Origin of the sequence: Micromonospora echinofusca, assembly GCF_017614955.1 — a bacterium.
Taxonomy (GTDB): Bacteria; Actinomycetota; Actinomycetes; order Mycobacteriales; family Micromonosporaceae; genus Micromonospora; species Micromonospora echinofusca_A.
The window spans coordinates 22,040-48,338 of record NZ_WVUH01000005.1 but is presented as its reverse complement, the minus strand read 5'-3'; the positions used below and the strand labels follow the sequence as shown (position 1 = coordinate 48,338).

24 protein-coding genes are annotated in these 26,299 nt (G+C 73.3%); 11 read left to right on the top strand and 13 right to left on the bottom strand.

Annotation, left to right across the window (positions count from 1 at the left end; genetic code table 11):
- The first annotated feature begins 96 nt into the window (after nt 1–96).
- Nucleotides 97–822 carry a helix-turn-helix domain-containing protein gene (locus tag GSF22_RS01855; RefSeq protein ID WP_208810945.1) on the top strand — a complete coding sequence of 242 codons (726 nt, stop codon included), beginning with the start codon at nt 97–99 and terminating at the stop codon, nt 820–822.
- Here the strand turns inward: GSF22_RS01855 and ung are convergent.
- Nucleotides 811–1,512, bottom strand: a complete 702-nt coding sequence (ung, locus tag GSF22_RS01850) for a uracil-DNA glycosylase (protein WP_208810944.1) — start codon at nt 1,510–1,512, stop codon at nt 811–813. The genes GSF22_RS01855 and ung overlap by 12 nt on opposite strands.
- A gap of 99 nt (nt 1,513–1,611) precedes the next feature.
- On the opposite strand from ung, the gene GSF22_RS01845 reads away from it, so the two are divergent.
- Complete coding sequence (locus GSF22_RS01845; RefSeq protein ID WP_208810943.1) at nt 1,612–2,292, top strand: hypothetical protein; 681 nt, start codon at nt 1,612–1,614, stop codon at nt 2,290–2,292.
- Here the strand turns inward: GSF22_RS01845 and tsaE are convergent.
- From tsaE to GSF22_RS01825, 4 genes are read right to left on the bottom strand one after another with little or no spacing between them, the layout of a single operon-like run.
- A complete protein-coding gene (tsaE, locus tag GSF22_RS01840) occupies nt 2,261–2,782 on the bottom strand; it encodes a tRNA (adenosine(37)-N6)-threonylcarbamoyltransferase complex ATPase subunit type 1 TsaE (RefSeq protein ID WP_208810942.1) in 522 nt (173 codons plus the stop codon). The genes GSF22_RS01845 and tsaE overlap by 32 nt on opposite strands.
- Nucleotides 2,779–3,867, bottom strand: a complete 1,089-nt coding sequence (locus GSF22_RS01835) for an alpha/beta fold hydrolase (protein ID WP_208810941.1) — start codon at nt 3,865–3,867, stop codon at nt 2,779–2,781. The genes tsaE and GSF22_RS01835 overlap by 4 nt, the downstream gene beginning before the upstream one ends.
- On the bottom strand, nt 3,860–4,972 hold the full coding sequence (gene alr / locus GSF22_RS01830) for an alanine racemase (protein WP_208810940.1): 1,113 nt from the start codon (nt 4,970–4,972) through the stop codon (nt 3,860–3,862). Before alr ends, GSF22_RS01835 begins: the two co-directional genes overlap by 8 nt.
- Before the next feature lie 9 nt (nt 4,973–4,981).
- Nucleotides 4,982–6,484 carry an NAD(P)H-hydrate dehydratase gene (locus GSF22_RS01825; protein WP_208810939.1) on the bottom strand — a complete coding sequence of 501 codons (1,503 nt, stop codon included), beginning with the start codon at nt 6,482–6,484 and terminating at the stop codon, nt 4,982–4,984.
- Nucleotides 6,485–6,634: 150 nt separating this feature from the next.
- Between GSF22_RS01825 and GSF22_RS34400 the strand changes: the two genes are divergently transcribed.
- Nucleotides 6,635–7,039 (top strand): hypothetical protein, encoded by a 405-nt coding sequence (locus GSF22_RS34400; protein WP_244365790.1) that lies wholly within the window; start codon nt 6,635–6,637, stop codon nt 7,037–7,039.
- Nucleotides 7,036–8,610: an alpha/beta hydrolase gene (locus GSF22_RS35575; RefSeq protein ID WP_307803672.1), complete on the top strand. Its 1,575-nt coding sequence runs from the start codon at nt 7,036–7,038 to the stop codon at nt 8,608–8,610. Before GSF22_RS34400 ends, GSF22_RS35575 begins: the two co-directional genes overlap by 4 nt.
- A gap of 51 nt (nt 8,611–8,661) precedes the next feature.
- Here GSF22_RS35575 and glmS read toward each other — a convergent pair whose 3' ends face one another.
- A complete protein-coding gene (glmS, locus tag GSF22_RS01815) occupies nt 8,662–10,560 on the bottom strand; it encodes a glutamine--fructose-6-phosphate transaminase (isomerizing) (protein WP_208810937.1) in 1,899 nt (632 codons plus the stop codon).
- A gap of 282 nt (nt 10,561–10,842) precedes the next feature.
- Here glmS and GSF22_RS01810 point away from each other — a divergent pair, with 282 nt between their 5' ends.
- A complete protein-coding gene (locus GSF22_RS01810; RefSeq protein WP_307803673.1) occupies nt 10,843–12,021 on the top strand; it encodes a pyridoxal phosphate-dependent aminotransferase in 1,179 nt (392 codons plus the stop codon).
- Between the two features lie 141 nt (nt 12,022–12,162).
- On the opposite strand, the gene glmM is transcribed toward GSF22_RS01810, so the two are convergent.
- The 4 genes from glmM to GSF22_RS01790 form a co-directional block, all read right to left on the bottom strand.
- Nucleotides 12,163–13,521 carry a phosphoglucosamine mutase gene (glmM, locus tag GSF22_RS01805; protein ID WP_208810935.1) on the bottom strand — a complete coding sequence of 453 codons (1,359 nt, stop codon included), beginning with the start codon at nt 13,519–13,521 and terminating at the stop codon, nt 12,163–12,165.
- Nucleotides 13,522–13,648: 127 nt separating this feature from the next.
- Nucleotides 13,649–14,101 carry a 30S ribosomal protein S9 gene (gene rpsI / locus GSF22_RS01800; protein WP_208810934.1) on the bottom strand — a complete coding sequence of 151 codons (453 nt, stop codon included), beginning with the start codon at nt 14,099–14,101 and terminating at the stop codon, nt 13,649–13,651.
- Nucleotides 14,102–14,121: 20 nt separating this feature from the next.
- Nucleotides 14,122–14,565: a 50S ribosomal protein L13 gene (rplM, locus tag GSF22_RS01795; RefSeq protein WP_208810933.1), complete on the bottom strand. Its 444-nt coding sequence runs from the start codon at nt 14,563–14,565 to the stop codon at nt 14,122–14,124.
- A gap of 181 nt (nt 14,566–14,746) precedes the next feature.
- Nucleotides 14,747–16,147: an MFS transporter gene (locus GSF22_RS01790; protein ID WP_208810932.1), complete on the bottom strand. Its 1,401-nt coding sequence runs from the start codon at nt 16,145–16,147 to the stop codon at nt 14,747–14,749.
- 250 nt (nt 16,148–16,397) lie between these two features.
- Between GSF22_RS01790 and GSF22_RS01785 the strand changes: the two genes are divergently transcribed.
- Genes GSF22_RS01785 through GSF22_RS01765 form a run of 5 tightly spaced genes read left to right on the top strand, consistent with a single transcriptional unit; the run spans nt 16,398 to nt 23,953 of the window.
- Nucleotides 16,398–18,503: a molybdopterin oxidoreductase family protein gene (locus tag GSF22_RS01785; RefSeq protein ID WP_208810931.1), complete on the top strand. Its 2,106-nt coding sequence runs from the start codon at nt 16,398–16,400 to the stop codon at nt 18,501–18,503.
- Nucleotides 18,504–18,506: 3 nt separating this feature from the next.
- Nucleotides 18,507–19,946 carry an FAD-dependent oxidoreductase gene (locus GSF22_RS01780; protein WP_208810930.1) on the top strand — a complete coding sequence of 480 codons (1,440 nt, stop codon included), beginning with the start codon at nt 18,507–18,509 and terminating at the stop codon, nt 19,944–19,946.
- A complete protein-coding gene (nirB, locus tag GSF22_RS01775) occupies nt 19,943–22,468 on the top strand; it encodes a nitrite reductase large subunit NirB (RefSeq protein ID WP_208810929.1) in 2,526 nt (841 codons plus the stop codon). The genes GSF22_RS01780 and nirB overlap by 4 nt, the downstream gene beginning before the upstream one ends.
- Nucleotides 22,465–22,875: a nitrite reductase small subunit NirD gene (nirD, locus tag GSF22_RS01770; protein ID WP_208810928.1), complete on the top strand. Its 411-nt coding sequence runs from the start codon at nt 22,465–22,467 to the stop codon at nt 22,873–22,875. The genes nirB and nirD overlap by 4 nt, the downstream gene beginning before the upstream one ends.
- Nucleotides 22,865–23,953, top strand: coding sequence for a uroporphyrinogen-III synthase (locus GSF22_RS01765; RefSeq protein WP_208810927.1), 1,089 nt, complete (start codon nt 22,865–22,867; stop codon nt 23,951–23,953). The genes nirD and GSF22_RS01765 overlap by 11 nt, the downstream gene beginning before the upstream one ends.
- A 138-nt stretch (nt 23,954–24,091) precedes the next feature.
- Here the strand turns inward: GSF22_RS01765 and GSF22_RS01760 are convergent, their stop codons facing one another.
- The 3 genes from GSF22_RS01760 to GSF22_RS35305 form a co-directional block, all read right to left on the bottom strand.
- On the bottom strand, nt 24,092–24,619 hold the full coding sequence (locus GSF22_RS01760) for a hypothetical protein (RefSeq protein WP_244365789.1): 528 nt from the start codon (nt 24,617–24,619) through the stop codon (nt 24,092–24,094).
- Entirely contained in the window at nt 24,616–24,942 is a 327-nt protein-coding gene (locus tag GSF22_RS01755) for a hypothetical protein (RefSeq protein ID WP_208810926.1), read from the bottom strand. The genes GSF22_RS01760 and GSF22_RS01755 overlap by 4 nt, the downstream gene beginning before the upstream one ends.
- Before the next feature lie 143 nt (nt 24,943–25,085).
- Nucleotides 25,086–25,208, bottom strand: a complete 123-nt coding sequence (locus GSF22_RS35305; RefSeq protein WP_280116737.1) for a hypothetical protein — start codon at nt 25,206–25,208, stop codon at nt 25,086–25,088.
- Between the two features lie 232 nt (nt 25,209–25,440).
- Between GSF22_RS35305 and GSF22_RS01750 the strand changes: the two genes are divergently transcribed.
- Nucleotides 25,441–26,298: a helix-turn-helix domain-containing protein gene (locus tag GSF22_RS01750; protein ID WP_244365787.1), complete on the top strand. Its 858-nt coding sequence runs from the start codon at nt 25,441–25,443 to the stop codon at nt 26,296–26,298.
- Nucleotide 26,299: the final 1 nt, after the last annotated feature.

Here is a 26,299-nt window from a genome sequence, read left to right as displayed (position 1 = left end):
CGTCCTGGCGGCAATGTCGCTGAGCGGCTGATACCGCTGAGGCATATTCATGACTCTCCGGTATGCGGCTCGTTGCGCATCGTGCAGCATCCGGGGATGCCCACCAGCCGACTGGTCACCATCATCGGCCGAACCCTGCGCCGGCAACGCGAACTGCACCAGCTCACCCAGCAGGAGTTGGCGGAGCTGGCCGAGGTCAGTCAGGCCACCATCGCCCGAATCGAGCGCGGCGACCGGGTACCGTCCATCCCCCTGCTGGAACGGATCCTCGCCGCCCTGGACAGCCAGCTCGCGGTGACGGTCGAGCCGTTGGACGCGCATCTGGACGCCCGGATCGACGAACTGGCCGGGCAGCCGCTCGTCGAACGGATCGACGGCACGTCGCTGGACCGGACCGTCCGCAGCCTGGGTGACCTGCCGTACGTCCTCACCGGCGCCACGGCGGCCCTGCTCCAGGGCGCACCGGTGCCGGCCGAGGCCACCGAGATCGCGTTGCGCTGGGCCGACTCGGCCCGGTTCACCAACTGGCTCGCCGACGTCTACGCGCAGCGGTGGAACGCCCGGTGGCAGCGGTTCGGCTATCTACGGCTGGAGCCGGAGGAGCCCGGCGAACACCGGTGGAGCACCTCGGTCGGGGAGATCCGGGCGACGATGTGCGACGCGCTGCCGGAGGCGATCGAGGTACGGCACGGCGAGCGGAGCTACCGGGTGGTGCCGCTGGCGCAGGTGGAGATCACCGATACCGGCACCGCCGCCCTGCTGCACCGGTACCGGGCGTCGCAGAGCGGCGGTGGGGAACGACGGCCGGTCTCAGCCGGCTGAGCGCGCCCAGTCGATCGGCGGCAGCCCGGCGTCGGCCAACGCCTTGTCGGTGGCGCTGAACGGGCGGCTGCCGAGGAAACCACGCGGGTTCATCGGGCTGGGGTGGCCGGCCTCCAGCACCACGTGCTGCGGGTTGGTCACCAGGTCCCGCTTCTTGCGGGCGTACCCGCCCCAGAGCAGGAACACCACCCGGCTGGACATGGCGTCCAACGCCTTGATGGTCGCGTCGGTGAACTCCTCCCAGCCGGAGTTTGCGTGCGAGCCGGGCTTCGCCTGCCGGACGGTCAGCACCGCGTTGAGCAGCAGCACCCCCTGGGCGGCCCAGCCGCTCAGGTTGCCGCTGGTCGGCTTGGGCACGCCGACGTCCTCGCCCAACTCCTTGAAGACGTTGCGCAACGACGGCGGCACCGACACGCCGTCCCGGACGCTGAAGCTCAGCCCGTGCGCCTGCCCGGCCTTGTGGTACGGGTCCTGACCGAGGATCAGCACCCGGCAGTCCTCCGGGGCGCAGAGCCGGTACGCCGAGAAGAGATCCTCGACCGGCGGGAAGACGGTCTGTGTCGCGTACTCCCCGGCGACGAACGCACCCAGCTCGGCCGTCCGGGCCGGGTCGAGGTGCGGGGTGAGCACGGTCCGCCAACCGGCGGGGAGCAGCTCCAACAGGTCCAGGGGTGGTACGTCGTCGGCCATCGGCCACCTTCCTCGCAGCGGGTCGGCTCCTTCCTACCAGTCGGGGCCGACAGTGGCGGCGGCGCACTACGCTGCGGCCACCTCACGAAAGGACCCCCGATGCGCAAGACCCTGCTGCCCCTCCTGGTCCTGGCCCTGGTCACCGGGCTGGCCTGCGGTTCGGGCTCCGGTTCCGGTGGAAGAAAGTCGTCCGGCAGCGGGAACAGCTCCGCCGACCGGGGTACGGACGGCAGCGACTCCGACGGCAACCCGGACGCCGGTGACCCGACCCCGGTGGCCAAGCCGAGCGCCAGCCCCACCCGGAAGAAGGTCGCCGCGCTGACCTGCAAGCAGCTGGAGACCGCGCAGCTGGGCAGTTCGACATCGCGGTACAACGGCTACGCCGATCCGATCCCGCTGCTCGACGGCATGTGGTCCGGCGAGGACGGGGTGGTCGTCACGTTGCAGGCGCCCTGCGCCATCGGCGACCTGACCGGTGACGGCGCGGCGGACGCGGTGGTCCCGGCGATGATGGACGGCGGCGGCACCGGCAAGTTCTGGCAGCTCGTCGTGTTCCGCAACGTCAACGGCCGACCGTCCTACGTCACGGTGACCGACATCGGCGACCGTACCCCGATCGAGAACGTCACGATCAGCAGCCGGCAGGTGAAGGTGGTCTACCTGACCCGGCCGGACGACGCAGCCATGGCCGAGATCGCGATCCGGCGTACCGCGATCTACCGGCTGAGCGGCGGCACGCTCGACGAGGTCAGCCACACGGACGCGCCGTACACCCCCTGACCCGGGCACCGTCGAGGTCGGCGAGCCGGGTCGGCCAGTCGCCGCCGACCCCGGTCAGCTCGACCACCCGGGTGTCGTCGTCCCGCCGGTCGATGGTGATCCGCAGGTGCGCGTCGCCGAGCTGCTCGACCATCCCCTCGCCCCACTCGACCACGGTCACCGCCTCGTCCATCGAGGCGTCCAGGTCGAGGTCGTCGATCTCGGCACGCGGGTCGGCCGCGTCACCGAGGCGGTACGCGTCGGCGTGCACCAGGGCCACCCGGCCGCCCCGGGCCGGGTCGGGCCGGTGCACCCGGGCGATCACGAAGGTCGGCGAGGTGATGTCACCGAGTACCCGCAGACCGGCACCGATCCCCTGCACCAGGGCGGTCTTGCCGGCGCCCAGCGGGCCGGACAGGACGACCAGGTCCCCGGCCCGCAGCAGGTCGGCGAGGCGTACCCCGAAGGCGCGGGTGTCGTCCACGGTGGCCAGTTCGACGACGTGGCTCATGTCGGCAGTCTCTCCAGGAAGTCCAGTAGCGCGGCGTTGACCTCGTCGGCGTGCTCCAGCATCACCACGTGGCCGCTGTCCGGGATGGTGACCGACTCCGCCCCGGGCAGCCGCCGCAGGATCTCCTCGGAGTGCACCACCGGCGTGATCATGTCCTTGTCCCCGACCAGCACCAGCGTCGGCGTGTCCGCCAGCGCGGCGAGGGCCGGGTACCGCGAGTGGGTGGCCAGGGTACGCAGGTAGCGGGTGACCGTGTCGGCGGAGGTACGCGAGTTCATCTCCTCGACGTACGACACCAGGGCCGGGGACGGTCTGGGGCTGCCGAAGCCGTACCTGCGGGTGAGCAGCCAGGCGACGTCGGACGCGGAGCGGCGGGCACGGTCGATGAACGTGCCGCCGTACCGGGTGGCGTTGTTGACCATGAACAGCAGCGGCCCGCCGGCCCGCCCGAGCAGCGCCGGCACGACCAGCTTGGTCTCCGCCAGCAGGCCGCCCGAGGTGGCCATCAGCACGGTGCCGACCACCCGGTCACCGAACATCTCCGGGTACAGCTCGGCGAACGCCATGATCGTCATGCCGCCCATCGAGTGGCCGACCAGCACCAGCGGCCCCTCCGGGGTGGTCCGGTCGATCACCGCGCGCAGGGTACGCCCCAGCACGGCCAGGTCGTACTCGCCGGTCTCCAGTCGCCCCGACCGGCCGTGCCCCGGCTGGTCGTACGCGACGATCCGGTAGTCGCCCCGCTCGGCGAGCATCTTGCGCTGGAAGTGGAACGTGCCCATGTCCAGGCAGAAGCCGTGCACCAGCACCACCGTCGGATGCCGTCCGGCGTCCCGGGTCGGCTCGACCACCTCGACGTGGATGTCGGTACCGTCCGGCATCTCGATCTGGCACGACTCGTCGTACCGCTGCGTACCGAAGGGCTCGTCGGCGTACCGGTCAGCCGGGTCGGCCTTGGCCCGGCGGACCAGGAACCGTTCCAGGGCCATCCCGGCGGCGGCCACCCCGACCGTCGCGCCGACGATGCCGGCCACCTTCGCCGCACCCGAGCGGGGACTCGGGACACGGAACCTGCGTTCACTCACCGTCGTAGGCACGGGGTACCCGTACCCCGCCGAAGCGCGTGACTATCTCGTAGTTGATGGTGCCCACCGCGGCGGCCCAGTCGTCGGCGGTCGGCTCCCCGGCGGCTCCGCTGCCGAACAGGGTGGCCACGTCACCGGGGGCGACCGGGTCGTCGCCGCAGTCCAGCATGAACTGGTCCATGCAGACCCGCCCGGCGACGGTCCGGACCTTCCCGCCCAGGTGCACCGGCCCGACGTTGGAGGCGTGCCGGGGCACCCCGTCGGCGTACCCGACCGGCACCACGGCCAGCGTGGTCTCCCGTTCGGTCCGGTAGGTGTGGCCGTACGAGACGCCACTGCCGGCCGGTACCCGCTTGGTGAGGGTGACCCGGGCCCGGGCGCTCATCGCCGGCCGCAGCCCGAACCGCTCCCCCTCGACCGGGGAGAGCCCGTAGACCGCGATGCCCGGCCGGACCAGGTCGAAGTGGGTGTCCGGGCGGGTCAGGGTGGCGGCCGAGTTGGCCAGGTGCCGCCAACGGGGGCGCAGCCCGGCCCGCTCGGCGAGTGCCACGCCCTCGACGAAGACGGCGAGCTGCCGGTCGATGGTCGGGTGGCCGGGCGCGTCGGCGTACGCGAAGTGGCTCCACACCCCGACCACCTCGACGGTCCCGTCGGCCTGGGCCTTCGCGGCGGCGTCGAGCAGCACCGGCCAGTCGGCGACGGTCGCACCGCCCCGGGCCAGGCCGGTGTCGATCTTCAGGTGCACCCGGGCCGGGCGACCCGCCCGCTGCGCGGCGACCACCAGCTCGTCGAGCTGGTCGGTACTCGCCGCAGCGAGGTCCACCCCGGCGGCGACGCCCTCGTGCAACGGCAGCCCGGGGGCCAGCAGCCAGGCCAGCACGGGGGCGGTCACCCCACCCCGGCGCAGCGTCAACGCCTCGTCGAGGGTGCAGACGCCGAGGGCCGTCGCCCCGGCGTCGAGCGCGGCCCGGGCGGCGGGCAGCATGCCGTGGCCGTAGCCGTCGGCCTTCACCACGGCCATCAGCTCAGCGCTGGTGCCGGCCCGCAACCGGGCCACGTTCTCACGGATCGCGTCGAGGTCGACGCGTACCTCGGCCTGCCACATGCCACCAGCCTACTTTCCCTGGTGATCATCCCCGGCCGGGTCGGCGGTGAGCGGGGCGAGAACCGTGCGCAGGGCCGCCGCCACGTCCGGGGCGGTCGCCGGGCCGTGCCGGGCCGCCTCCCGGCCGGCCAGCCCGTGCAGGTACGCGGCCAGCACCGCCGCCCGCGCGGCGGGCAACCCGGCCGCGAGCAGCGACCCGAGCAGCCCGGCGAGCACGTCACCGGTGCCCCCGGTGGCCAGCGCCGGGGTACCGGTCGGGTTGACGTACGCCCGGCCGTCCGGGGTGCCGACCACCGTGCGGTCCCCCTTGAGCAGGACCACCGCGTTCGTCCAGGCGGCCAGTTTCAGGGCGGCCCCGACCCGGTCACCGCCCGGCGCCTCGCCGCAGAGCCGGGCGTACTCCCGGTCGTGCGGGGTGAGCACGATCGGCGCGTCGCGCCGCCGCAGCCGCTCGGCCATCGAACCGTCCACCAGCAGGGTGAGCGCGTCCGCGTCGAGCACCACCGGGACGGCCGAGGCGAGCACGCAGCGCAGTTCGGTGGCGGCCGGGGCGTCGGTACCCAGCCCGGAGCCGCAGACCCAGGCCTGCACCCGGCCGGTGTCGGCGACCCGGTCGGTGGCGATCACCGACGGGTACCGGCGGACCACCTCGGCCCGGGCGCTGCCCGCGTAGCGGACCAGGCCGGTCGGGCCGGCGAGCGCGCCACCGACGGAGAGCAGCGCCGCTCCCGGGTAGGTGGCCGAACCGGTGGCCAGGCCGACCACGCCCCGGGTGTACTTCTCCGCCGCCGGGCCGGGCCGGGGCCACCCGGCGGCCACGTCCGACCACTCGGTGACCCGCAGTGCGGGCGTACCCCGCAGCCACGGCCCGAGCCCGATGTCGACCAGCTCGACCTGCCCGGCCAGCGCCGCCGCCGGGCCGACCACCAGGGCCGGCTTGAGGCAGCCGAAGGCGACGGTCACGTCCGCGGTGACCGCCGACGGGCGCCCGTCCGGCCCGGTCGGCACGTCCCCGGTGTCCACGGCGACCCCGCTCGGCACGTCGACCGCGACCACCGTCGGCCGTCGGCCGTCCCGGCCGCGTGCCGTGGCCAGCCCGGCCACCACCGCCAGGGCGGGTCCGCGCAGGCCACCGGCGCCACCGATGCCGACGATGCCGTCGAGTACCAGGTCCACCCGGGCCGGGGGTACGTCGACGACCCGGCCACCGGCGGCGCGCAGGGCGGCCAGCCCGGCGGCGTGGGCCCGCTCCGGGTTCAGCAGCAGGGCGTGGACCGCCGCGCCGCGCCGGGCCAGGTGGGCACCGGCGTAGAGGGCGTCCCCGCCGTTGTCGCCCGAGCCGACCAGCAGCAGCACACCGGCGGCGTACACCCCGCCCCGGTCACCGAGCAGCAGCGCACAGCGGCGGGCCAACCCGGCGGCGGCCCGGTGCATCAGCGTCCCGGGCGGCAGCGTGGCCATCAGCGCCGCCTCGGCCGCCCGGACATCCGTGACCCGCCATGCCGCTCTCATGCCGCCCGCCCTCCCGTGTCGCCGTGCCGTCCGTGTCGCCACGCCTTCCGGTGTCGCCACGCCTTCCGGTGTCGCCCACGGCGATCAGGCCCTCACCCTACCGGCGGGGGCCGGTCAGATTAGTCCCGCTCCGCTTGCGGGGCAACGGCTGTGGACAACCGACGGGTACGCCGGGAACGCGGTTTTCCACAGGGCTGCCGTCCGCCCGGCGTCGCCACCTACCGTCAGTTCCGTCGATGGATCGGGGAGGAGGTCACCGACGTGGACGAGGTGCTCCGGGTGGAGACCGGCGAGTTACGGGCCGCCGCCCGACGACTGGCGGAGACCGGGTACCGGCTGGGGCACGGGTTGACCGGCCAGCCGGGGCTGCTCGTGCCGGCTCCGGGTTGGCAGGCCACCGGGGCGCTCGCCGAGCTGGATTCCGTCCTGCACGGCTGGCTGTGCCGGCTCGGTGGTCGGGTGGCGGACGGCGCCACCGGGGTGGGCTCCGCCGCCGACGGGTACGACGCGGTGGACTCCCGCGCCGCCGGCCGGCTGACCGGGGTGCCCCGGTGACCACGTACGCCCAGCTCTGGGCGGCCGATCCGGCGGCCTGGGAGCAGGCCGGCGCCGCCTGGCGGGGCGTCGGTGACCTGCTCCAGCGTCGCGCCGGTGAACTGGCGGCGGTCGCCGCCGACCTGGACCGAAGCTGGACGGGGGCGGCGTCCCGGGCGGCCACCGGCCGGTTGGGCACGCTCCGCACCGGGCTGCTGGACCGGGTACCGCTCGGCATCGAGGTCGACCAGATCCTCGCCGAGTACGCCGTCCGGCTGCGCACCGCGCGGGCCCGGCTCGCCTCGGCGGTGGCTCTGCTGCCGCAGGCCGGGGCGCAGATCGACCGGCAGGGTCGGGTCTCCCTCGATCCTGCGGTGCCCCGGCAGCCGGTGCACGCCGGGCCGACGGTCACCCAGGTGTCGGCACAGGTGGGCGCCGCGCTGACGGTGGCCGACGCGGCGGACCGGGAGGCGGCGGCCCGGCTCACCGGCCTCGCCGACGCGTTGGCGGGCAGCTGGGCGGAGCCGCCCGGGGCGTACCGGCCGCCGGTCGGGGCCGATCCGGCCCTGGTCCGGCTCTGGTGGGACCGGCTGACCCCGGCGCAGCGACGCTGGCTGGTCGGGCACGAACCGGCCCTGGTCGGCCGGCTGGACGGGGTACCGGCGACCGCCCGCGACCAGGCCAACCGGCTGCTGCTGGGCACCCGCCGGGCGGCCCTGCTCGCCGAGCGGTCCATGATCGCCGCCCGGCTCCCACAGGGCCCGCTGGAGCTGGCCGCGCTGCGGCACCTGGACGGGCGGATCGCCGGCATCGACGGGATCGCCGGACGGCTGGCCGAGGGGGTGCCGCGCGGGTACCTGCTCGGCCTGGACCAGGGCGGGGACGGCCGGGCGATCGTGGCGCTCGGCAACCCGGACCGGGCGGCGAACGTGCTCACCTACGTGCCGGGGATGACCTCCGACCTGGCCAGCCTGGACGGCGAGCTGGGCCGGGCCGCCCGGGTGGCGGCGCGCTGCGCCGAGCTGGATCCGACGACCGAGACGGCGGCGGTGCTCTGGCTGGACTACGACGCCCCGGACTTCGTCGGCGAGGCGTCCCGGGACCGGCAGGCGGTGGCGGCCGGCCCGGCCCTGCACCGGTTCCAGGAGGGCCTGCGGGAGACCCACGACGGGCCACCGGCCCGGCAGACCGTGCTGGGGCACAGCTACGGGTCACTGGTGGTCGGTACGGCGGCCCGGGACCACGGGCTGTCCGCCGACGCGCTGGTCTTCGTCGGCTCCCCCGGGGTGGGCGTGGAGAGTGCCGCCGAGCTGCGCACCGAGCCGGGTCGGGTGTGGGCCAGCACGGCCGACGACGACCTGATCCGGTACACCCGCCCGCCGGCCGAGCTGGCCGGTCGGATGGTCCTGGGCGGACTGCCCACGCTGCTGTTCGGGCGGGACGACGACCACTGGTTCGGCACCGATCCGAGCGGTACGGAGTTCGGCGGCCGGACCTTCCCGAGCGGGCGGCACGGCCACACCGGCTACTGGGACCACGACAATCCGGCGCTGGACGGGATGGCCCGGATCGTGCTCGACCGCACCGGATGACGACCCGGGCCCCTCTCTCACCACGCTGAGAGAGGGGCCCGGGTCGGCGGGTCACTCGACGGTGACCGACTTGGCCAGGTTGCGCGGCTGGTCGACGTCGTGTCCCCGGGCGGCGGCGATCTCCGCCGCGAGGACCTGCAACGGCACGGTGGTCAGCAGCGGGGCGAGCAGGGTCGGGGTACGCGGCACGTAGATCACGTGGTCGGCGTAGGGCAGCACCGCCTCGTCGCCCTCCTCGGCGATCACGATGGTGCGGGCGCCACGCGCGCGTACCTCCTGGATGTTGGAGACGACCTTGTCGTGCAGCATGCCCCGGCCGGCCGGCGACGGCACCACGCAGACCACCGGGGTGCCCTGGTCGATCAGGGCGATCGGGCCGTGCTTCAACTCCCCGGCGGCGAACCCCTCGGCGTGCATGTACGCCAGCTCCTTGAGCTTGAGCGCGCCCTCCAGGGCCACCGGGTAGCCGACATGCCGGCCGATGAAAAGCACGGTCGGTGCGGTCTTCAGGTCCCGGGCCAGCTCCCGGACCGGCTCGATCCGGCCGAGCAGCTCGCGCAGCTTGTCCGGTACCTCCTGGAGCTGGTCGACCACGGCGGCGACCTCGTCGGCGAACTTGATCCCCCGGACCTGGGCCAGGTGCAGGCCGATCAGGTAGCAGGCGACGAGCTGGGTGAGGAACGCCTTGGTGGAGGCGACCGCGATCTCCGGGCCACCGTGGGTGTAGAGGACCGCGTCGGACTCGCGCGGGATGGTGGACCCGTTGGTGTTGCAGATGGCCAGTACCCGGGCCTTCTGCTCCTTGGCGTGCCGGAGCGCCATCAGGGTGTCCATGGTCTCGCCGGACTGCGAGATCACCACCACCAGCGTCGACCGGTCGAGCACCGGGTCGCGGTAGCGGAACTCGCTGGCCAGTTCCACCTCGCAGGGGATCCGGGTCCAGTGCTCGATGGCGTACTTGGCGACCATGCCGGAGTGGTATGCCGTACCGCAGGCCACGATGAAGATCTTGTCGACGTCGCGCAGGTCCTGGTCGCTGAGGCGGACCTCGTCCAGGGCGATCTCACCGGTCTCGGTGAGCCGGCCGAGCAGGGTGTCGGCGATCGCCTGGGGCTGCTCCTCGATCTCCTTGAGCATGAACCAGTCGTAGCCGCCCTTCTCGGCGGCCGAGGCGTCCCAGTCGATGTGGAAGTCCTTGCCGGCGGCCGGGTTGCCGTCGAAGTCGGTGATCTCGATGCTGTCGCCGGTGATCAGCACGATCTGGTCCTGGCCCAGCTCGACCGCGTCCCGGGTGTGCTCGATGAATGCGGAGACGTCACTGGCCAGGTAGTTCTCCCCCTGGCCCCGGCCGACCACCAGCGGGGAGTTGCGCCGGGCGCCGACCACCGCGCCGGGGACGCCGGCGTCCACCGCGAGGAGGGTGAAGGCGCCCTCCAGCCGCTGGCAGACCTGCCGCATCGCCTCGGCGAGCAGTTGCGGGGAGTCGGCGTGCCCGGCGGCCCGCAGCTGGCCGAGCGCGATGGAGATCAGGTGGGCGGCACACTCGGTGTCGGTGTCGCTGGTGAACTGCACCCCGTCGGCCTCCAGCTCGGCGCGGAGCCGGGCGAAGTTCTCGATGATGCCGTTGTGGATCACGGCGACCCGGCCGTCCCGGGCGACGTGCGGGTGGGCGTTGCGGTCGGTGGGACCGCCGTGGGTGGCCCAGCGGGTGTGCCCGATGCCGGTGGTGCCGTCCCCGATGCCCAGCGCGTCGCAGTCGGCGGCGTCCCGCTCGGCGAGGATCTTCTCCAGGTTGGCCAGCTTGCCGGCCTTCTTCTCGGTGAGCAGTTCGTCGCCGCAGACGATCGCCACGCCCGCCGAGTCGTAGCCGCGGTACTCCAGCCGCCGCAAGCCGTCCAGCACGATGCCCAGCGCCGGTCGGGCACCGGCGTAACCCACGATTCCGCACATGGCCCGCAGCCTAACCTACTTTCGCTCACGCTGCTTGCGCGAAAGACGGCTAAACACGCAGCCTACCTGATCGATACGGCGGGTGGCGGAAAATCCGACAACGTCGACGACGCCGCCACCCGCCGACGCCCACCCCTCCGACGCGTCGACCATGGAGTTGTGGCGCCCCGCAAAAGGTGCATAAGACCTGCATCCCCCCACCACAGGTCCATGATCGACGGGGAGGGGTCCGCGTACCCGGAAACGCCCCGCTGGTCGCCTAGGCTGAGCGGCGTGACGACGATCGCCGATACCGACCCGCTCGTGGCCCGGATGCGCCCCTTCGGCACCACGATCTTCGCGGAGATGTCCGCGCTGGCCGTCTCCACCGGCGCGGTCAACCTGGGGCAGGGCTTCCCGGACACCGACGGCCCACCGGAGATGCTGGCCGCCGCCGCCGAGGCGCTGCGCGGCGGGCAGAACCAGTACCCACCCGGCCCGGGGATCCCCGCCCTGCGGACGGCGGTGGCGGACCACCAGCGCCGGTTCTGGGGACTGGAGTACGACCCGGACGGGCAGGTCCTGGTCACCGCAGGCGCCACCGAGGCGATCGCCGCCACCATCCTCGCTCTCTGCGAGGCGGGCGACGAGGTGGTCTGCTTCGAGCCGTACTACGACTCGTACGCCGCCTCGATCGCGCTCGCCGGTGCGGTCCGTCGCCCGGTCACGTTGCGTCCCGCCGCCGACGGCCGGTACGCCTTCGACCCGGACGAACTGCGGGCCGCCTTCGGACCGCGTACCCGACTGGTGCTGCTGAACACCCCGCACAACCCGACCGGGAAGGTCTTCACGGTCGACGAACTGACCCTGATCGCCGGGCTCTGCCAGGAGCACGACGTGTACGCGGTCACCGACGAGGTCTACGAGCACCTGGTGTTCACCGACGCGGCCGGCACGCACGTACCGCTGGCCACCCTGCCGGGCATGGGGGAGCGGACGTTGCGCATCTCGTCGGCCGGCAAGACCTTCTCCTGTACCGGCTGGAAGGTCGGCTGGGTGAGCGGGCCGGCCCGGCTGGTCTCGGCGGTGACCCGGGTCAAGCAGTTCCTGACCTTCGTCAACGCCGCGCCCCTGCAACCGGCGGTCGCGGTCGCCCTGGCCCTGCCGGACAGCTACTACGACGACTTCCGGGCCGGTATGCAGCAACGTCGGGACCAGCTCGTCGGCGGCCTGGTCGACGCCGGGTTCGACGTGCTGACCCCGGAGGGGACGTACTTCGTCACCGCCGACATCGCCCCGCTCGGCGGCCGGGACGGCGTGGAGTTCTGCCGCGCCCTACCGGAGCGGTGCGGGGTGGTGGCGGTGCCGACCCAGGTCTTCTACGACGACCCGGAGGCGGGCCGCCGGCTGATCCGGTTCGCCTTCTGCAAACGCCCGGAGATGCTCACCGAGGCGGTCACCCGGCTACGCGCCCTCGCCTGACCGCGCCACCGGCCAACCGGACCCTGACCCCACGGGCAGAATCGCTCCCGGGGTCGGGGCCCGGGTGACCGGCGAGGGGATCAAGCCTGACCGCGCCGGGCGGTCAGCCGGGCCCCGACCCCACGCCGACTTCGTACGAGGTCAGGAGCCCGCAGGGCTGGCCGTGCGTACCTCGGTGGCGATCCGCTCGGCCACCGCCTGGGCGGTCTGCCCGGTGGCCGCCTCCACCATCACCCGGACCAACGGTTCGGTACCGGAGGGGCGCAGCAGGACCCGGCCGGTCTCCCCCAGCTCGGCCTCCGCCGCCTCCACCGCAGCCAGTACGGCCGGCGCGCCGGCCCCCACCGTGCGGTCGGCGACCGGCACGTTGATCAGCACCTGCGGCAGCTTGGTCACCACCGAGGCCAGCTCGGCCAGGGAGCGGCCGGTCTGCGCCATCCGGGCCATCAGGTGCAGGCCGGTCAACACCCCGTCGCCGGTGGTGGCGTGCGCCGGCATGACGATGTGCCCGCTCTGCTCGCCACCGAGGGCCAGCCCGGAGGCGCGCAGCTCCTCCAGCACGTACCGGTCACCGACCTTGGTCTCCACCAGCCGGATGCCCTCGGCGGACATCGCGAGTCGCAGACCGAGGTTGCTCATCACGGTGGCGACCAGGGTGTCGCCGGCCAGCGTGCCGGCGTCCCGCATGGCGAGCGCGAGGATCGCCATGATCTGGTCGCCGTCCACCTCGTCCCCGTCGGCGGTGACCGCCACGCACCGGTCCGCGTCACCGTCGTGGGCGAGCCCCAGGTGCGCGCCGTGCTCCACCACGGCGGCCCGGAGGCCGTCGATGTGGTTGGAGCCGCAGTCGTCGTTGATGTTGAGCCCGTCCGGCTCGGCGTGGATCGCGATCACCTCGGCGCCGGCCTCGCGGTAGGCGACCGGTGCGACCTCGGCGGCGGCGCCGTTCGCGCAGTCCACCACGACCTTCAGCCCGTCCAACCGGTGGCCGATGGTCCCGGTCAGGTGCTGCACGTAGTGGTCCGCGCCGTCGAGCAGGTCGTGCACCCGACCGACCCCGGCACCGACCGGTCGGGACCAGGCGGTGGTGGCGTTCGCCTCGATCGCCGCCTCGATCTTCAGCTCGATCTCGTCGGGCAGCTTGTGCCCACCGGCGGCGAAGAGCTTGATGCCGTTGTCCGGCATGGGGTTGTGCGAGGCGGAGAGCATCACGCCCAGGTCGGCTTTGGCCTCGGCGACCAGGAACGCCACCGCCGGGGTGGGCAGCACACCGACCCGGATGACGTTCGCGCCGGCGCTGGCGAGTCCGGCCACCACGGCCGCCTCCAGCATCTCGCCGCTGGCCCGGGTGTCCCGGCCGACGACGGCCAGGGGCGGATGGCTCCGGTCGGTCTCGGCGAGCGTGTGCGCGGCGGCGACCGCGACGGCCATCGCCAACTCGGGTGTCAGGTCGACGTTCGCGCGACCGCGTACGCCGTCCGTGCCGAACAACCGACCCATACCCGAGAACCTCCGAATGAGCACCCGATGAGGAGAACTGCTGAAAAAGCCGGACGACCGGTGCCGCCACCACCTTCGTGAGGGGGAGGCGGACCGGCCGTCCGTCAGACGTACAAGGTGTAGCTGGTCAGCGCTTCGAGTACTGCGGCGCCTTGCGGGCCTTCTTGAGGCCGTACTTCTTGCTTTCCTTGACCCGGGCGTCCCGGGTGAGGAAGCCGGCCTTCTTGAGGGCCGGGCGGTCGTCCGGCTCGCTCGCGATGAGCGCCCGGGCGATGGCCAGCCGCAGCGCACCGGCCTGGCCGGTGATGCCGCCGCCGCGCAGGTTGGCGATGACGTCGAAGGTCTCGGCCTTCTCGGCGGTGACCAGCGGGTCCTTGATCAGCTGCTGGTGCACCTTGCTCGGGAAGTAGTTCTCCAGCTCCCGGCCGTTGCAGGTGATCTTGCCACTGCCGGGGACGATACGCACCCGGACGATGGCCTCCTTGCGGCGGCCCACGGTCTGGATCGGCCGGTCGCCACGCGGCGCGCGGGCAACGGGCGCCGGAGCCTCAGCGACCTCGGTCGCGATGGTGTCGGTCATGCTGCTTCCTTCGCCCGCGCTCACTGCGCGATCTGCTTGATCTCGAACGGCACCGGCTGCTGCGCGCCGTGCGGGTGCTCGGCACCGGCGTAGACCTTCAGCTTCTTGATCAGCTTACGGCCGAGCTTGTTGTGCGGGAGCATGCCCTTGACAGCCAGCTCGATGGCCCGCTCGGGGTTCTTGGTCAGCAGCTCGTCGTAACCGACCTGCTTCAGACCACCCGGGTAGCCGGAGTGCCGGTAGGCGATCTTGGTCTGCCGCTTGTTGCCGGTCAGCGCAACCTTGCCCGCGTTCACGACGACGACGAAGTCGCCGGTGTCGACGTGCGGCGCGAAGGTCGGCTTGTGCTTACCACGCAGCAGCGTGGCAGCGTGGGTGGCCAGTCGGCCCAGCACGACATCAGAGGCGTCGATGACGTGCCACTGACGCTCGATCTCACCCGGCTTCGGGCTGTACGTACGCACAGGTCTACCTTGTCTCGTCGTCGGTCTGGGATCGCGCGCCGGATGACCAGACGCGCACGAACGACCAAGCGTACCTGATGAGGCACGCCCTCTGATGTCGCACAACAGCAGGCGACGATACTCGGTGCCCCACCCTCAGGTCAAAACGGGGTACACCGCCGCCAACGTACGGTCACCCAGGTCACACGCCACGCAGCCGGTGCCGGCCGGGGCGCAGGTACACCACCCAGGTCACCACCGCGCAGACCACGTACGCCCCGATGAAGGTGACGTAGGCCGCCTCGGCGTTCCCGGTGGTCAGGAAGGACTGCCGGAAGGCGATGTTGACCAGTACCCCGCCGGACGCGCCGACCGCCCCGGCGATACCGATCAGCGAGCCGCTCATCCGGCGGGCCCAGCGCTGGGCCACCTCGTCGGCCGAGGCGGCCGGGGCCATCGTCCCCGGGGAGCCGGCCGCGGTCGCCCGGGCCCGGAAGATCGCCGGGATCATCTTGTACGTCGAGCCGTTGCCGATGCCCGAGAAGACGAAGAGCGACACGAACCCGACCAGGTAGAGCACGAACGACCGGTCCCGGGCGGCGGCGAGCACCCCGGCCGCGCCGAGTGCCATGGCCACGAAGTTCCAGAACGTCACCCGGGCCCCGCCGAACCGGTCGGCGAGCGCACCGCCGACCGGCCGGATCAGCGAGCCGACCAGCGGGCCGAGGAAGGTCAGGTACGCGGCCTCGACCGGGGTGGCGAACCGGTCGCCGAACTGGATCAGGAGCACCTGCCCGAAGGCGAAACCGAAGCCGATGAAGGAGCCGAAGGTGCCGATGTAGAGCAGCGACATGATCCAGGTGTGCCGGTCCCGGGCCGCCTCACGCAGCGCGCCCGGTTCGTTGTGGGCGCCGGGGATGTTGTCCAGCCAGCGGGCGGCGGCGAGCGCGGCGAGCACGATCAGCGGCAGGTAGACCGCCGGGACCAGGCGGGGGTACGCGGCCCCGGCGGTGGCCAGCACCGCCAGCCCGACGAGTTGCACCGCCGGTACCCCGAGGTTGCCGCCACCGGCGTTCAGCCCGAGCGCCCAGCCCTTGAGCCGGTCCGGGTAGAAGAGGTTGATGTTCGCCATCGACGAGGCGAAGTTGCCGCCGCCGACGCCGGCCAGGCAGGCCAGCACCAGCAGGGTGGAATAGGACACGCCCGGTTCGATCAGTACCGCCATCGGTACCGCCGGTACCAGCAGCATCAGGGCGCTGAAGATCGTCCAGTTCCGGCCGCCGAACCGGGCCACCGCCAGGGTGTACGGCAGCCGCAGCACCGCGCCCAGCGCGGCCGGTACGGCGGTGAGCAGGAACTTGCCGGCCGGGTCGATGCCGTAGGCGGGGCCGAGGAAGAGCACCATCACCGACCAGAGGCTCCAGACGGAGAATCCGACGTGCTCGGCGAAGATCGAGACGAGCAGGTTACGGCGGGCGATCGGGGCCCCGGTGCGCGCCCAGAACGCCGGATCCTCCGGGCGCCAGTCGGCCAGGCGGTGCCGGCGGGCAGTCGTCGTGGTGGTGGTCGCCGGGACGTCCACCGGGCTGGTCACCGTACTCATCGGCCTGCTCCTTCTCCGTGGGTGCCGGAGCCGAAGCTACGAAGCGACCGTTTCGGCGAGATTGCCCGTCCCGGGTCGGGTCGGCTACGGAGATCGCACCGGCGGGCCGGAGCATTCGTGAAAACCCCGGTGGGCGGGAGTCCGACCTTGCGAGACATCCGGCTGCCGCTGTGCGGTGTGCGTACTGCTTGACAGGCTCGAAACAAACGGGACCTCGGGCCGAAACCGCCCGGCGGCACGCTTTGCCGTCATGACGGACAGTGCGCGACCCGGGACAGCGGTGGCTCCGCAGGAGGCGGCCACCCACTGCCCGTACTGCGCCCTCCAGTGCGGGATGACCCTGCGCCACGTCGAGGGCCGGGTGGAGGTCCACCCCCGGCAGTTTCCCACCAACCGGGGCGGGCTCTGCCAGAAGGGCTGGACCGCCGCCGAACTGCTCGACCACCCCGACCGGCTGACCACCCCGCTGCTGCGGGACCGGACCACCGGCGAACTCCGCCCGGCGAGCTGGGACGATGCGCTGACCCGGATCACCGACGGCATCCGGGACATCCAGGCCCGGCACGGCCGCGACGCGGTCGCCGTGTTCGGCGGCGGCGGGCTGACCAACGAGAAGGCGTACGCCCTGGGCAAGTTCGCCCGGGTGGCGCTGGGCACCCGCAACATCGACTACAACGGCCGGTTCTGCATGTCCTCGGCGGCGGCGGCCGGGATGCGCGCCTTCGGCATCGACCGGGGGCTGCCGTTCCCGCTGGCCGACCTGGGCCGGGCGGACACCCTGCTGCTGGTCGGGGCGAACCCGGCGGAGACCATGCCGCCGCTGATGCGCTACCTCACCGAGCAGCGGGACGCCGGTGGCGAACTGATCGTCGTCGACCCCCGGGCCACCGCCACCGCCCGCGCCGCCACCCGGCACCTGCAACCGCTGCCCGGCACCGACCTGGCGGTGGCGAACGCGCTGCTGCACGTCGCGCTCACCGAGGGCTGGGTGGACCACGACTACGTGGCCGCCCGGACCACCGGGTTCGACGCGGTCCGCCGGGTGGTCGCCGGGTACTGGCCGGCGCTGGTGGAACGGCTCACCGGGGTACCGGTGGCCGACCTGGAGGCGACCGCCCGGGCGCTGGGCACCGGCGGCCGGGTCGTCATCCTCACCGCGCGCGGCGCCGAGCAGCACGCCAAGGGCGTCGACACGGTCACCGGGTACGTCAACCTGGCGCTCGCCCTCGGCCTGCCCGGCCGCCCCGGTTCCGGGTACGGCTGCCTGACCGGGCAGGGCAACGGGCAGGGTGGCCGGGAACACGGGCAGAAGGCCGACCAGTTGCCCGGGTACCGGCGGATCGACGACCCGGCGGCCCGCGAACATGTCGCCGCAGTGTGGGGGGTACCCGCCGACGACCTGCCCGGCCCGGGGGTGTCGGCGTACGAACTGCTGGACTCCCTGGGTACCCCGGACGGCCCGAGGGCGCTGCTGGTGCTCGGCTCCAACCCGGTGGTGTCGGCACCCCGGGCGGCCCGGGTCGAGGCCCGGCTGCGCAGCCTCGACCTGCTGGTCGTGTCGGACCTGGTGCTCTCCGAGACCGCTGCCATCGCCGACGTGGTGCTGCCCACCGCGCAGTGGGCGGAGGAGGACGGCACGATGACGAACCTGGAGGGGCGGGTGCTGCGCCGTCGGGCCCTGCGCGAGCCACCGCCCGGGGTCCGCACCGACCTGGCGGTGCTGACCGAGCTGGCCGGACGGCTGGGCAGCCCGGGGCGGTTCAGTGCCGACCCGCGCACCGTCTTCGACGAGCTGCGCCGGGCGTCGGCCGGCGGGCCGGCCGACTACACCGGGGTCACCTGGGAACGGATCGACGACCGGGACGGGGTGTTCTGGCCGTGCCCGTCGGTGGCCGGGCCGGACACCCCGCGCCTCTTCGTCGACCGCTTCCCCACCCCGGACGGGCGGGCCCGGTTCCACCCGGTCGAGCACCGGCCGGCGGCCGAGGAGGTCAGCCCGGACTATCCGCTCTACCTGACCACCGGTCGGGTACTGGCCCAGTACCAGTCGGGCGCGCAGACCCGCCGGATCACGCCGCTGCGCACCGCCGCGCCGGGCGTGTTCGTGGAACTCCACCCCGACCTCGCCGAGCGGCTCGGCGTCGCGGACGGGGACGAACTGCGGGTCACCTCGCGCCGGGGGGAACTGCTCGCCCCGGCCCGGCTGACCCCGACCATCCGCCCGGACACCGTCTTCGCCCCGTTCCACTGGGCCGGGACCGGGCGGGCCAACTCGCTGACCAACGACGCACTCGACCCGACCTCCCGGATGCCGGAGTTCAAGGTCTGCGCGGTGCGCGTGGAGAAGGTGGGCTGACCGTTGACCGGACGCATCATCATCGTCGGCCACGGCATGGCCGGCGCCCGACTGGCGGCCGAGCTGGCCGCCCGGCCGGGTGACCACAAGGTGACCGTGCTCGGTGCCGAGCCGCACCGGGCCTACAACCGGATCATGCTCTCCAACCTGCTCGCCGGGAAGGTCGGCGAATCCGACGTGGAGCTGGCCGGGGCGGCGGGCCAGACCGTCGACGTCCGGCTCGGGGTGGCGGTCACCGCCGTCGACCGGGCCGACCGGACGGTACGCACCGCCGACGGGGACCGGATCGGATACGACCACCTGGTGCTGGCCACCGGCAGCCGGGCGGTGGTACCACCCCTGCCGGGACTGGACCCGGTGGCGCTGCCGGAGCGGGTCGCGGTGTTCCGCACCCTGGACGACTGCCGGCGCATCCTGGCCACCGCCGGGGGCGCCCGCCGCGCCCTGGTCCTCGGTGGCGGGCTGCTCGGGCTGGAGGCCGCCCGGGGACTGGCCACCCGGGGACTGGACGTGCAGGTGGTGCACCCGGTCGGGCACCTGATGGAACGGCAGCTCGACCCGGCCGGCGGCGCGGTGCTCGCCCGTACCCTCGCCGACCTGGGTGTGCGCACCCGGCTCGCGGTCGCCGCGACCGCCGTCGCCGCCGGCCCGGACGGGGTACGGCTGACCCTGTCCGACGGCACCGGACTCGACGCCGACCTGCTGGTGCTCTCCTGCGGGGTACGCCCCGAGACCGGGCTGGCCCGGGACGCGGGGCTGACCGTGGACCGGGGCGTGGTGGTCGACGACCGGCTGCGTACCAGCGATCCGGACATCTCGGCGATCGGCGACTGCGCCCAGCACGACGGCACGGTCGGCGGGCTGGTCGCCCCGGCCTGGGCCCAGGCCCGGGTGGTGGCCGGGCTGCTCACCGGTGACGAGCCGGGCGCCCGGTACCGGCCGCAGCCGGTGGTGACCCGGCTCAAGGCGGCCGGCATCGACCTGGCGGCGATGGGCGAGCCGAACCCGGTGGCCGGTGGTGAGGAGCTGACCTTCACCGACCCGGCCCGGGGCACGTACGCCCGGCTGCTGATCGACGGCGACCGGCTGACCGGGGCGATCCTGCTCGGCGACAACCCGAGCGTCGGCACCGTCATCCAACTCTTCGACCGGGGTGCCCCGGTGCCGGCGGACCGGCGCTCGCTGCTGCTCGGCCGGGCCACCGGGGTGCCGGCGGCGGCCCCGGTCACCTCCCCGGCGCTGATGCCGGACGCGACCACCGTCTGCCAGTGCAACACGGTCACCAAGGGTGCGCTGGTGCGCTGCTGGCGGGCCGGGGCCCGGTCGGTCGGCGAGGTGGTCGCCACCACCCGGGCGACCACCGGTTGCGGCAGCTGCCGGGACGCCGTCGAGGGAATCGTCAAGTGGTTGTCCGCAGTGGACTCGGTGGAGGTGGGAGCATGAGCGGCGAACCGGTGGGGGCCACCGGCGGCGAACTCGTCGTCGTCGGCAACGGCATGGTCGGGCAGCGTTTCGTGGAGGCGCTGCGGGCCCGGGACACCGGCGGGCGCTGGCGGGTCACCGTACTGGCCGAGGAGTCCCGGCCCGCGTACGACCGGGTCCGGCTGTCGGCGTTCTTCGACGGTGCGGACGCCGACGAGTTGAACCTGCACACCCCGGACGACGGCGTGACGTTACGGCTCGGCGAGGCGGCCACCGGGATCGACCGGGACCGCCGGGTGGTCACCACCGCCGTCGGGGAGTACCGGTACGACGCGCTGGTGCTGGCCACCGGGTCGTACCCGTTCGTCCCGCCGGTGCCGGGTACCGGACTGCCCGGGGTCTTCGTCTACCGCACCCTGGACGACCTGGCGGCGATCCGGGCGTACGCCGCCGGACGGCGTACCGGCGCGGTGATCGGGGGCGGGCTGCTCGGGCTGGAGGCGGCGAACGCACTGCGCCTGCTCGGGCTGGACACCCACGTGGTCGAGTTCGCCCCCCGGCTGATGCCGGTACAGGTCGACGAGGCCGGTGGGGCGATGCTCCGCCGGTACGTCGAGGAGCTGGGGGTGGGTACCCACCTGGGGGTGGCGACCACCGCGCTGCACCCGGGCGCGGACGGCGCGGTGGCCGGGTTGAGCCTCTCCGACGGCAACCGGCTCGACACCGACCTGGTCGTGGTGGCCGCCGGCATCCGACCGCAGGACGGACTGGCCCGGGCTGCCGAACTGGCCGTCGGCGCCCGGGGCGGGATCCTGGTCGACCCGTCCTGCCGCACCGACGACGAGCGGATCTGGGCGGTCGGCGAGTGCGCGGCGGTCGACGGGGTCTGTTACGGGCTGGTCGCCCCCGGGTACGCGATGGCCGAGGTGGTCGCCGACCGGCTGCTCGGCGGGTCGGCGGTCTTCCCGGGTGCGGACACCGCCACCAAACTCAAACTGCTCGGGGTGGACGTGGCGTCGTTCGGTGACGCGCACGGCACCACCCCCGGCTGCCTGGACGTCACGTTCGTCGACCCGGCCACCCGGGTGTACGCCAAACTGGTCCTCTCCGACGACGCGAAGACCCTGCTCGGCGGAGTGCTGGTCGGTGACGCTTCGGCCTATCCGACGCTGCGGGCCAGTGTCGGCGGCCCGCTGCCCGGCCCGCCGCTGGGGTTGCTCGCCCCGGCCGACAGCGGCGCCGGGGCGGCGGCCGGGCTGGCCGCGCTGCCCGGTACCGCGCAGGTCTGCTCGTGCAACGCGGTGACCAAGGACGACATCCTGACCGCCATCGGTGGCGGGTGCGCGGACGTGCCGGCGTTGAAGGCGTGCACCCGGGCCGGCACGAGCTGCGGTTCCTGTGTGCCGATGCTCAAGCAGCTGCTGGACTCGGCCGGGGTGGTGCAGTCCACGGCGCTCTGCGAGCACTTCGACGCCAGCCGGCAGGAGCTGTTCGACATCGTCCGGGTCCGGGGCATCACCAGTTTCTCCCGGCTGATCGCCGAGCACGGCCGGGGCCGGGGCTGTGACATCTGCAAGCCGGTGGTCGCCTCGATCCTCGCCTCGCTCGGCAACGGGTACGTCCTCGACGGCGAGCAGGCGTCGTTGCAGGACACCAACGACCACTTCCTGGCCAACATCCAGCGGGACGGCACGTACTCGGTGGTGCCCCGGATCCCGGGCGGGGAGATCACCCCGGAGAAGCTGATCGTGATCGGCGAGGTGGCCCGGGACTTCCAGCTCTACACGAAGATCACCGGCGGGCAGCGGATCGACCTGTTCGGGGCACGGGTCGAGCAGCTGCCGCAGATCTGGCGCCGGCTGGTGGACGCCGGGTTCGAGTCCGGCCACGCGTACGGCAAGGCGCTGCGCACGGTGAAGTCCTGCGTCGGGGAGACCTGGTGCCGGTACGGGGTGCAGGACTCGGTCGGCCTGGCCATCGCCCTGGAGCTGCGCTACCGGGGGCTGCGTGCCCCGCACAAGATCAAGTCGGCGGTCTCCGGCTGTGCCCGGGAGTGCGCCGAGGCACGCAGCAAGGACTTCGGTGTGATCGCCACCGACAACGGCTGGAACCTCTACGTCGGCGGCAACGGCGGTTTTCGGCCCCGGCACGCCGACCTGTTCGCCACCGACCTGACCACCGAGGAACTCGTCCGCCACGTCGACCGGTTCCTGATGTTCTACATCCGTACCGCCGACCGGCTGCAACGTACCGCCGCCTGGATCGAGGCGATGGACGGCGGGTTGGACCACCTCCGGTCGGTGATCGTCGACGACTCGCTCGGGCTGGCCGCCGAACTCGACGCGGCGATGGCCCGGCACGTCGGGTCGTACTCCGACGAGTGGCGGGACACCCTCGCCGACCCGGACCGGCTGCGCCGGTTCACCTCGTTCGTCAACGCGCCGGAGGTCCCCGACCCGTCGATCAGTTTCACCGTCGAGCGGGGACAGCCGGTCCCCGAGCGGCGCCCTGTCGTACTCGGTATGCCGGAGGTGGCCCGATGAGCACGGACGTCCTGGCTCCTGTCCTGACCGCGTGGACGGCGGTCTGCCGGTACGACCGGCTGGAGCCGGACCGGGGCGTGGCCGCACTGCTGGACGGCGAACAGGTGGCCCTGTTCCGCTGCGGCGACGAGTTGTACGCCGTGCAGAACCGGGACCCGGTCACCGGCGCGTACGTGATGTCACGGGGCATCATCGGCAGCCGGGGCGACGTGCCCACCCTCGCCGCGCCGCTGCACAAGCAGGTGTACGACCTGCGCACCGGCCGCTGCCTGGACCTGCCCGGGGTCGCGCTGGTCAGCTACCCGGTCCGCGAGCGGGACGGCCTGGTGGAGGTCCTCCTCGACCGGTCGGCGCCCCCTTCTCTCCTGCGGCGCCCGCCGGGGAACGGGCGCCCTGATGGGCGGTGAGCTTGCCGGGTTCACCATCGGGGTGACCGCCGACCGCCGTCGCGACGAACTCGCCGCCCTGCTGGAGCGGCGCGGCGCGCGGGTGGTGCTCGCCCCGGCCCTACGGATCGTGCCCCTGGCCGACGACTCGGAACTGCGGGCCGCCACCCGGGCCTGCCTGTCCCGGCCGCCGGACATCCTGATGGCGAACACCGGCATCGGCATGCGCGGCTGGCTGGAGGCGGCCGAGGGCTGGGGGCTCGCCGAACCGCTGCGCGACGCGCTGAGCGGGGCGTACATCGTGGCCCGGGGGCCCAAGGCGCGCGGCGCGATCCGGGCCGCCGGGCTGTTCGACCAGTGGTCACCGGACTCGGAGAGCTGCGAGGAGGTGGTCGACCACCTGATCCGCCGGCCGCTGGCCGGCAAGGTGGTGGCCATGCAACTGCACGGCGAACGGCAGCCGGAGTGCACGGAGGCCCTGGAGGACGCCGGCGCCACGGTGATCGAGGTACCGGTCTACCGGTGGGCGCCGCCGACCGACCCGGCCCCGCTGCACCGGCTGGTCGACCTGGTCGCCGGGCGACTGGTCGACGCGGTCACCTTCACCTCGGCCGCAGCGGTGAGCGCACTGCTGCGGACCGCCGGGGAACGGGTCGAGACGGTCCTCGACGCGCTGCGCCGGGACGTCCTGGCCACCTGCGTCGGCCCGGTCACCGCCGAGCCGCTGCGCCAACGGGGCGTACCGGTGGTCACCCCGGGCCGGGCCCGGCTCGGGGCGCTGGTCCGTACGATCGTCGACGAACTGCCCCGACGCACCCTCGACCTCCGGGTGGCCGGTCACCAGCTCACCCTGCGCGGCCACGCGGCCCTGCTCGACGGGGAGCTACGCCCGCTCGCCCCGGCCCCGATGGCCGTGCTCCGGGCGCTCGCCCAGTCACCGGGGCGGGTGCTGTCCCGGACGGCCCTGCTGCGTACCCTGCCCCGGGGCGCGGACGAGCACGCCGTGGAGATGGCGGTGGCCCGGCTGCGGGCCGGTCTCGGTACGCCCCGGGTGGTGCAGACCGTGGTCAAGCGCGGCTACCGGCTCCGGGTGGAGTGACCGGTCCCGACCAGCATCGCGAGCGGTAGGTTTGCTTGTCCAGCAGCTCGTCGAAGTCACCGGTCTCGGCGCGGGCGCTCAACGCTGCCAGCGCCCCGGCCCTGCGCAGCCGGTCTGCGCTCTCGTCCTGCGGCACCGTCAGATTCCCCCTCTGATCACCCAGCCGAGAAATCGGGCGTACAACTCGTCGGCGGGGAGGTGCCGCAGGTCGGCTGCCGCATCCAGCAGGTACCCGGCCAGGTAGACCAGCAGGCTCAGCCGGCTGTCGGCGTACTCGGTCGACAGCCGCGCCCGGCGGGCCGGGCAGGGCCAGGGCTCCCCGCACCCGGTGCAGGTCCAGGCCGGGCGGGCCGCCAGGTGCGCGAGCACCGCAGTTCCCGCCGGGACGGGTGGCAGCGGGCCGGCGCGGCGGGCCCGGGACAGCGGGCCGGGCCGGATGCGGACCGCGTCCAGCCGGACCAGGACCCGGCGCTGACGCAGCCGCACCCCGTCGACCGGGCACAGTTCCACGCCGCGCAGGTTGAGCCAGAGGCCGTCGGTGTGCCGCTCCCGGGCCCCGACCTCGATCACCTCCACGGTCAGCGGGCCGAGGCCGTAGCAGTACCGCCCCTCGTCCACGGTCACGATGTCGCCGATCCGGACGACCGGCGGGCGGGGCCGGTTCACGTCACCAGGCCCAGTCGCACCCGCCAGCCGAAGGTCAGCAGCGGGGCGCTGCGCGGCATCGGCCGGCGGCGCGGGGTCAGCCAGCCCCGCCAGCCCCGTGGCCGACGGGTGTCCGGTTCGTCGGGTGGGCCGATCGGGCGGCCCAGGTCGACCAGGCGGTTCGCCGCCGCGTTCGCCGGGCGGCACGGTGCGGGGGTCAGGCAGACCACGCACCGGCCGGTCTCGTCATCGGGTACGTGCTCGGCGAGCACCTGTCGGGCGGCGTCGGCGTCCGCCTCGTCCCGGTGCCACCGCAGGCTGCTCGACGATCGGTAGACGGTCATTGGTGCCCCTCCGGATGGCAGGGGCGGGCGCACGGCTCACCGGCCCGCCGCGAGGGGGAAGAATCGCGGCAGGTGGGGGCCGTATTGCCGTACGGCGGAGGCCGTGCGCCCGCCCCGGCGCAGGCCGGTGGCGCGCTGTCGGGTCAGCGCACCACCGGGTCGCAGGGGCAATGACCGGGTACGCCCCGACGCGCGGCGGCGCGGGTGTACCCGGCGACCGGCGGGTGGTAGACAGGTGGGGAGTCGTACCCCGGGACGTGGTCCATGTGATTGCTCCCGTCGACTCGTGCCGGACCGGGAGTGGGAGAGGCCGCCAAACCGACCCACCCCGGTCCGTTCTCTCTCTGGACTGTGTGACGCCGACACTCGCGCCGAAGTCCGATGTGCATCATTCACACTGGACGCACTAGACGTAATCACATGACCATGAGTAACGCAAGCATCACCTTGCGATGCGTCACCCTTGAATCAGCTCTTCGTGTAGTCGAGACTTGACGGATGGTCATCAAGCGCGACCGGCGGACGCCCACGGTGCGGGGACGGCAGTTGGGCATCGAGTTGAAACGCCTCCGGAGCGAAGCCGGGCTCTCCGCAGAGCAGGCAGCCGAGGCGCTGGGCTGCTCGCAGGGCAAGGTCTCCCGGATCGAGCTGGCCCAGACCGGGATCAGCAAGGGCGACCTGTATCTGATGCTCGACCTCTACGGGCTGTCCGACCTGGCGACCAAGGAGCGGTACTGGAAACTGGCCCGGGAGGCGCGCGGACGCGGCTGGTGGGAGGACTACCGGGAGGTGATCACGGGCGGCCTGAGCGCCTACATCGCGTTCGAGTCCGAGGCGACCGAGCTGCGCACCTGGTCCTGGGGGACGATCAACGGCCTGGTCCAGACCGGCGACTACGCCCGGGCGACGTTCGGCGGCGAGCCCGCCGGCCGGGGCCGCAGTGCCGGCGAGGTCGACAAGCTGGTCCAGGCCCGGATGGCCCGCCAACGGCGGCTCACCGACGGTTCCCTCCGGCTCTGGGCGGTGCTGGACGAGTCCCTGCTGCACCGGCCGATCGGCGGCACCGACGTGCTGCGGGGCCAGCTCGACCATCTGCTCACCCTGCCGGACAACGTGGTCATCCAGGTGCTCCGGCAGCAGACCGTCTGGCACGCCGGCCTGAACGGTGCCTTCACCCTGATGTCCTTCCAGGACCATCCGGCGGCGCTCTTCGTCGAGTCGCTGACCGGGGACGTCAACGTGGAGAGCGCCGAGGACGTCGAAGCGTCTACCCTTGCCTTCGACTACCTGCGCGCAGCGGCGGCGAGCGTCGAGGACTCCCGGGAGCTGATCGCGGCGGCGCGGGACGCGCTCTAGG

What these genes read in the sequence shown, in the direction of transcription:
- GSF22_RS01855 (WP_208810945.1), top strand. Translation starts at nt 97, where the DNA reads ATGCCCACCAGCCGACTGGTCACCATCATCGGCCGAACCCTGCGCCGG.
- ung (WP_208810944.1), bottom strand. Translation starts at nt 1,512, where the DNA reads ATGGCCGACGACGTACCACCCCTGGACCTGTTGGAGCTGCTCCCCGCC.
- GSF22_RS01845 (WP_208810943.1), top strand. Translation starts at nt 1,612, where the DNA reads ATGCGCAAGACCCTGCTGCCCCTCCTGGTCCTGGCCCTGGTCACCGGG.
- tsaE (WP_208810942.1), bottom strand. Translation starts at nt 2,782, where the DNA reads ATGAGCCACGTCGTCGAACTGGCCACCGTGGACGACACCCGCGCCTTC.
- alr (WP_208810940.1), bottom strand. Translation starts at nt 4,972, where the DNA reads ATGTGGCAGGCCGAGGTACGCGTCGACCTCGACGCGATCCGTGAGAAC.
- GSF22_RS01825 (WP_208810939.1), bottom strand. Translation starts at nt 6,484, where the DNA reads ATGAGAGCGGCATGGCGGGTCACGGATGTCCGGGCGGCCGAGGCGGCG.
- glmS (WP_208810937.1), bottom strand. Translation starts at nt 10,560, where the DNA reads ATGTGCGGAATCGTGGGTTACGCCGGTGCCCGACCGGCGCTGGGCATC.
- glmM (WP_208810935.1), bottom strand. Translation starts at nt 13,521, where the DNA reads ATGGGTCGGTTGTTCGGCACGGACGGCGTACGCGGTCGCGCGAACGTC.
- rpsI (WP_208810934.1), bottom strand. Translation starts at nt 14,101, where the DNA reads ATGACCGACACCATCGCGACCGAGGTCGCTGAGGCTCCGGCGCCCGTT.
- GSF22_RS01790 (WP_208810932.1), bottom strand. Translation starts at nt 16,147, where the DNA reads ATGAGTACGGTGACCAGCCCGGTGGACGTCCCGGCGACCACCACCACG.
- GSF22_RS01785 (WP_208810931.1), top strand. Translation starts at nt 16,398, where the DNA reads ATGACGGACAGTGCGCGACCCGGGACAGCGGTGGCTCCGCAGGAGGCG.
- nirB (WP_208810929.1), top strand. Translation starts at nt 19,943, where the DNA reads ATGAGCGGCGAACCGGTGGGGGCCACCGGCGGCGAACTCGTCGTCGTC.
- nirD (WP_208810928.1), top strand. Translation starts at nt 22,465, where the DNA reads ATGAGCACGGACGTCCTGGCTCCTGTCCTGACCGCGTGGACGGCGGTC.
- GSF22_RS01765 (WP_208810927.1), top strand. Translation starts at nt 22,865, where the DNA reads ATGGGCGGTGAGCTTGCCGGGTTCACCATCGGGGTGACCGCCGACCGC.
- GSF22_RS01755 (WP_208810926.1), bottom strand. Translation starts at nt 24,942, where the DNA reads ATGACCGTCTACCGATCGTCGAGCAGCCTGCGGTGGCACCGGGACGAG.
- GSF22_RS35305 (WP_280116737.1), bottom strand. Translation starts at nt 25,208, where the DNA reads ATGGACCACGTCCCGGGGTACGACTCCCCACCTGTCTACCACCCGCCG.
- GSF22_RS01750 (WP_244365787.1), top strand. Translation starts at nt 25,441, where the DNA reads ATGGTCATCAAGCGCGACCGGCGGACGCCCACGGTGCGGGGACGGCAG.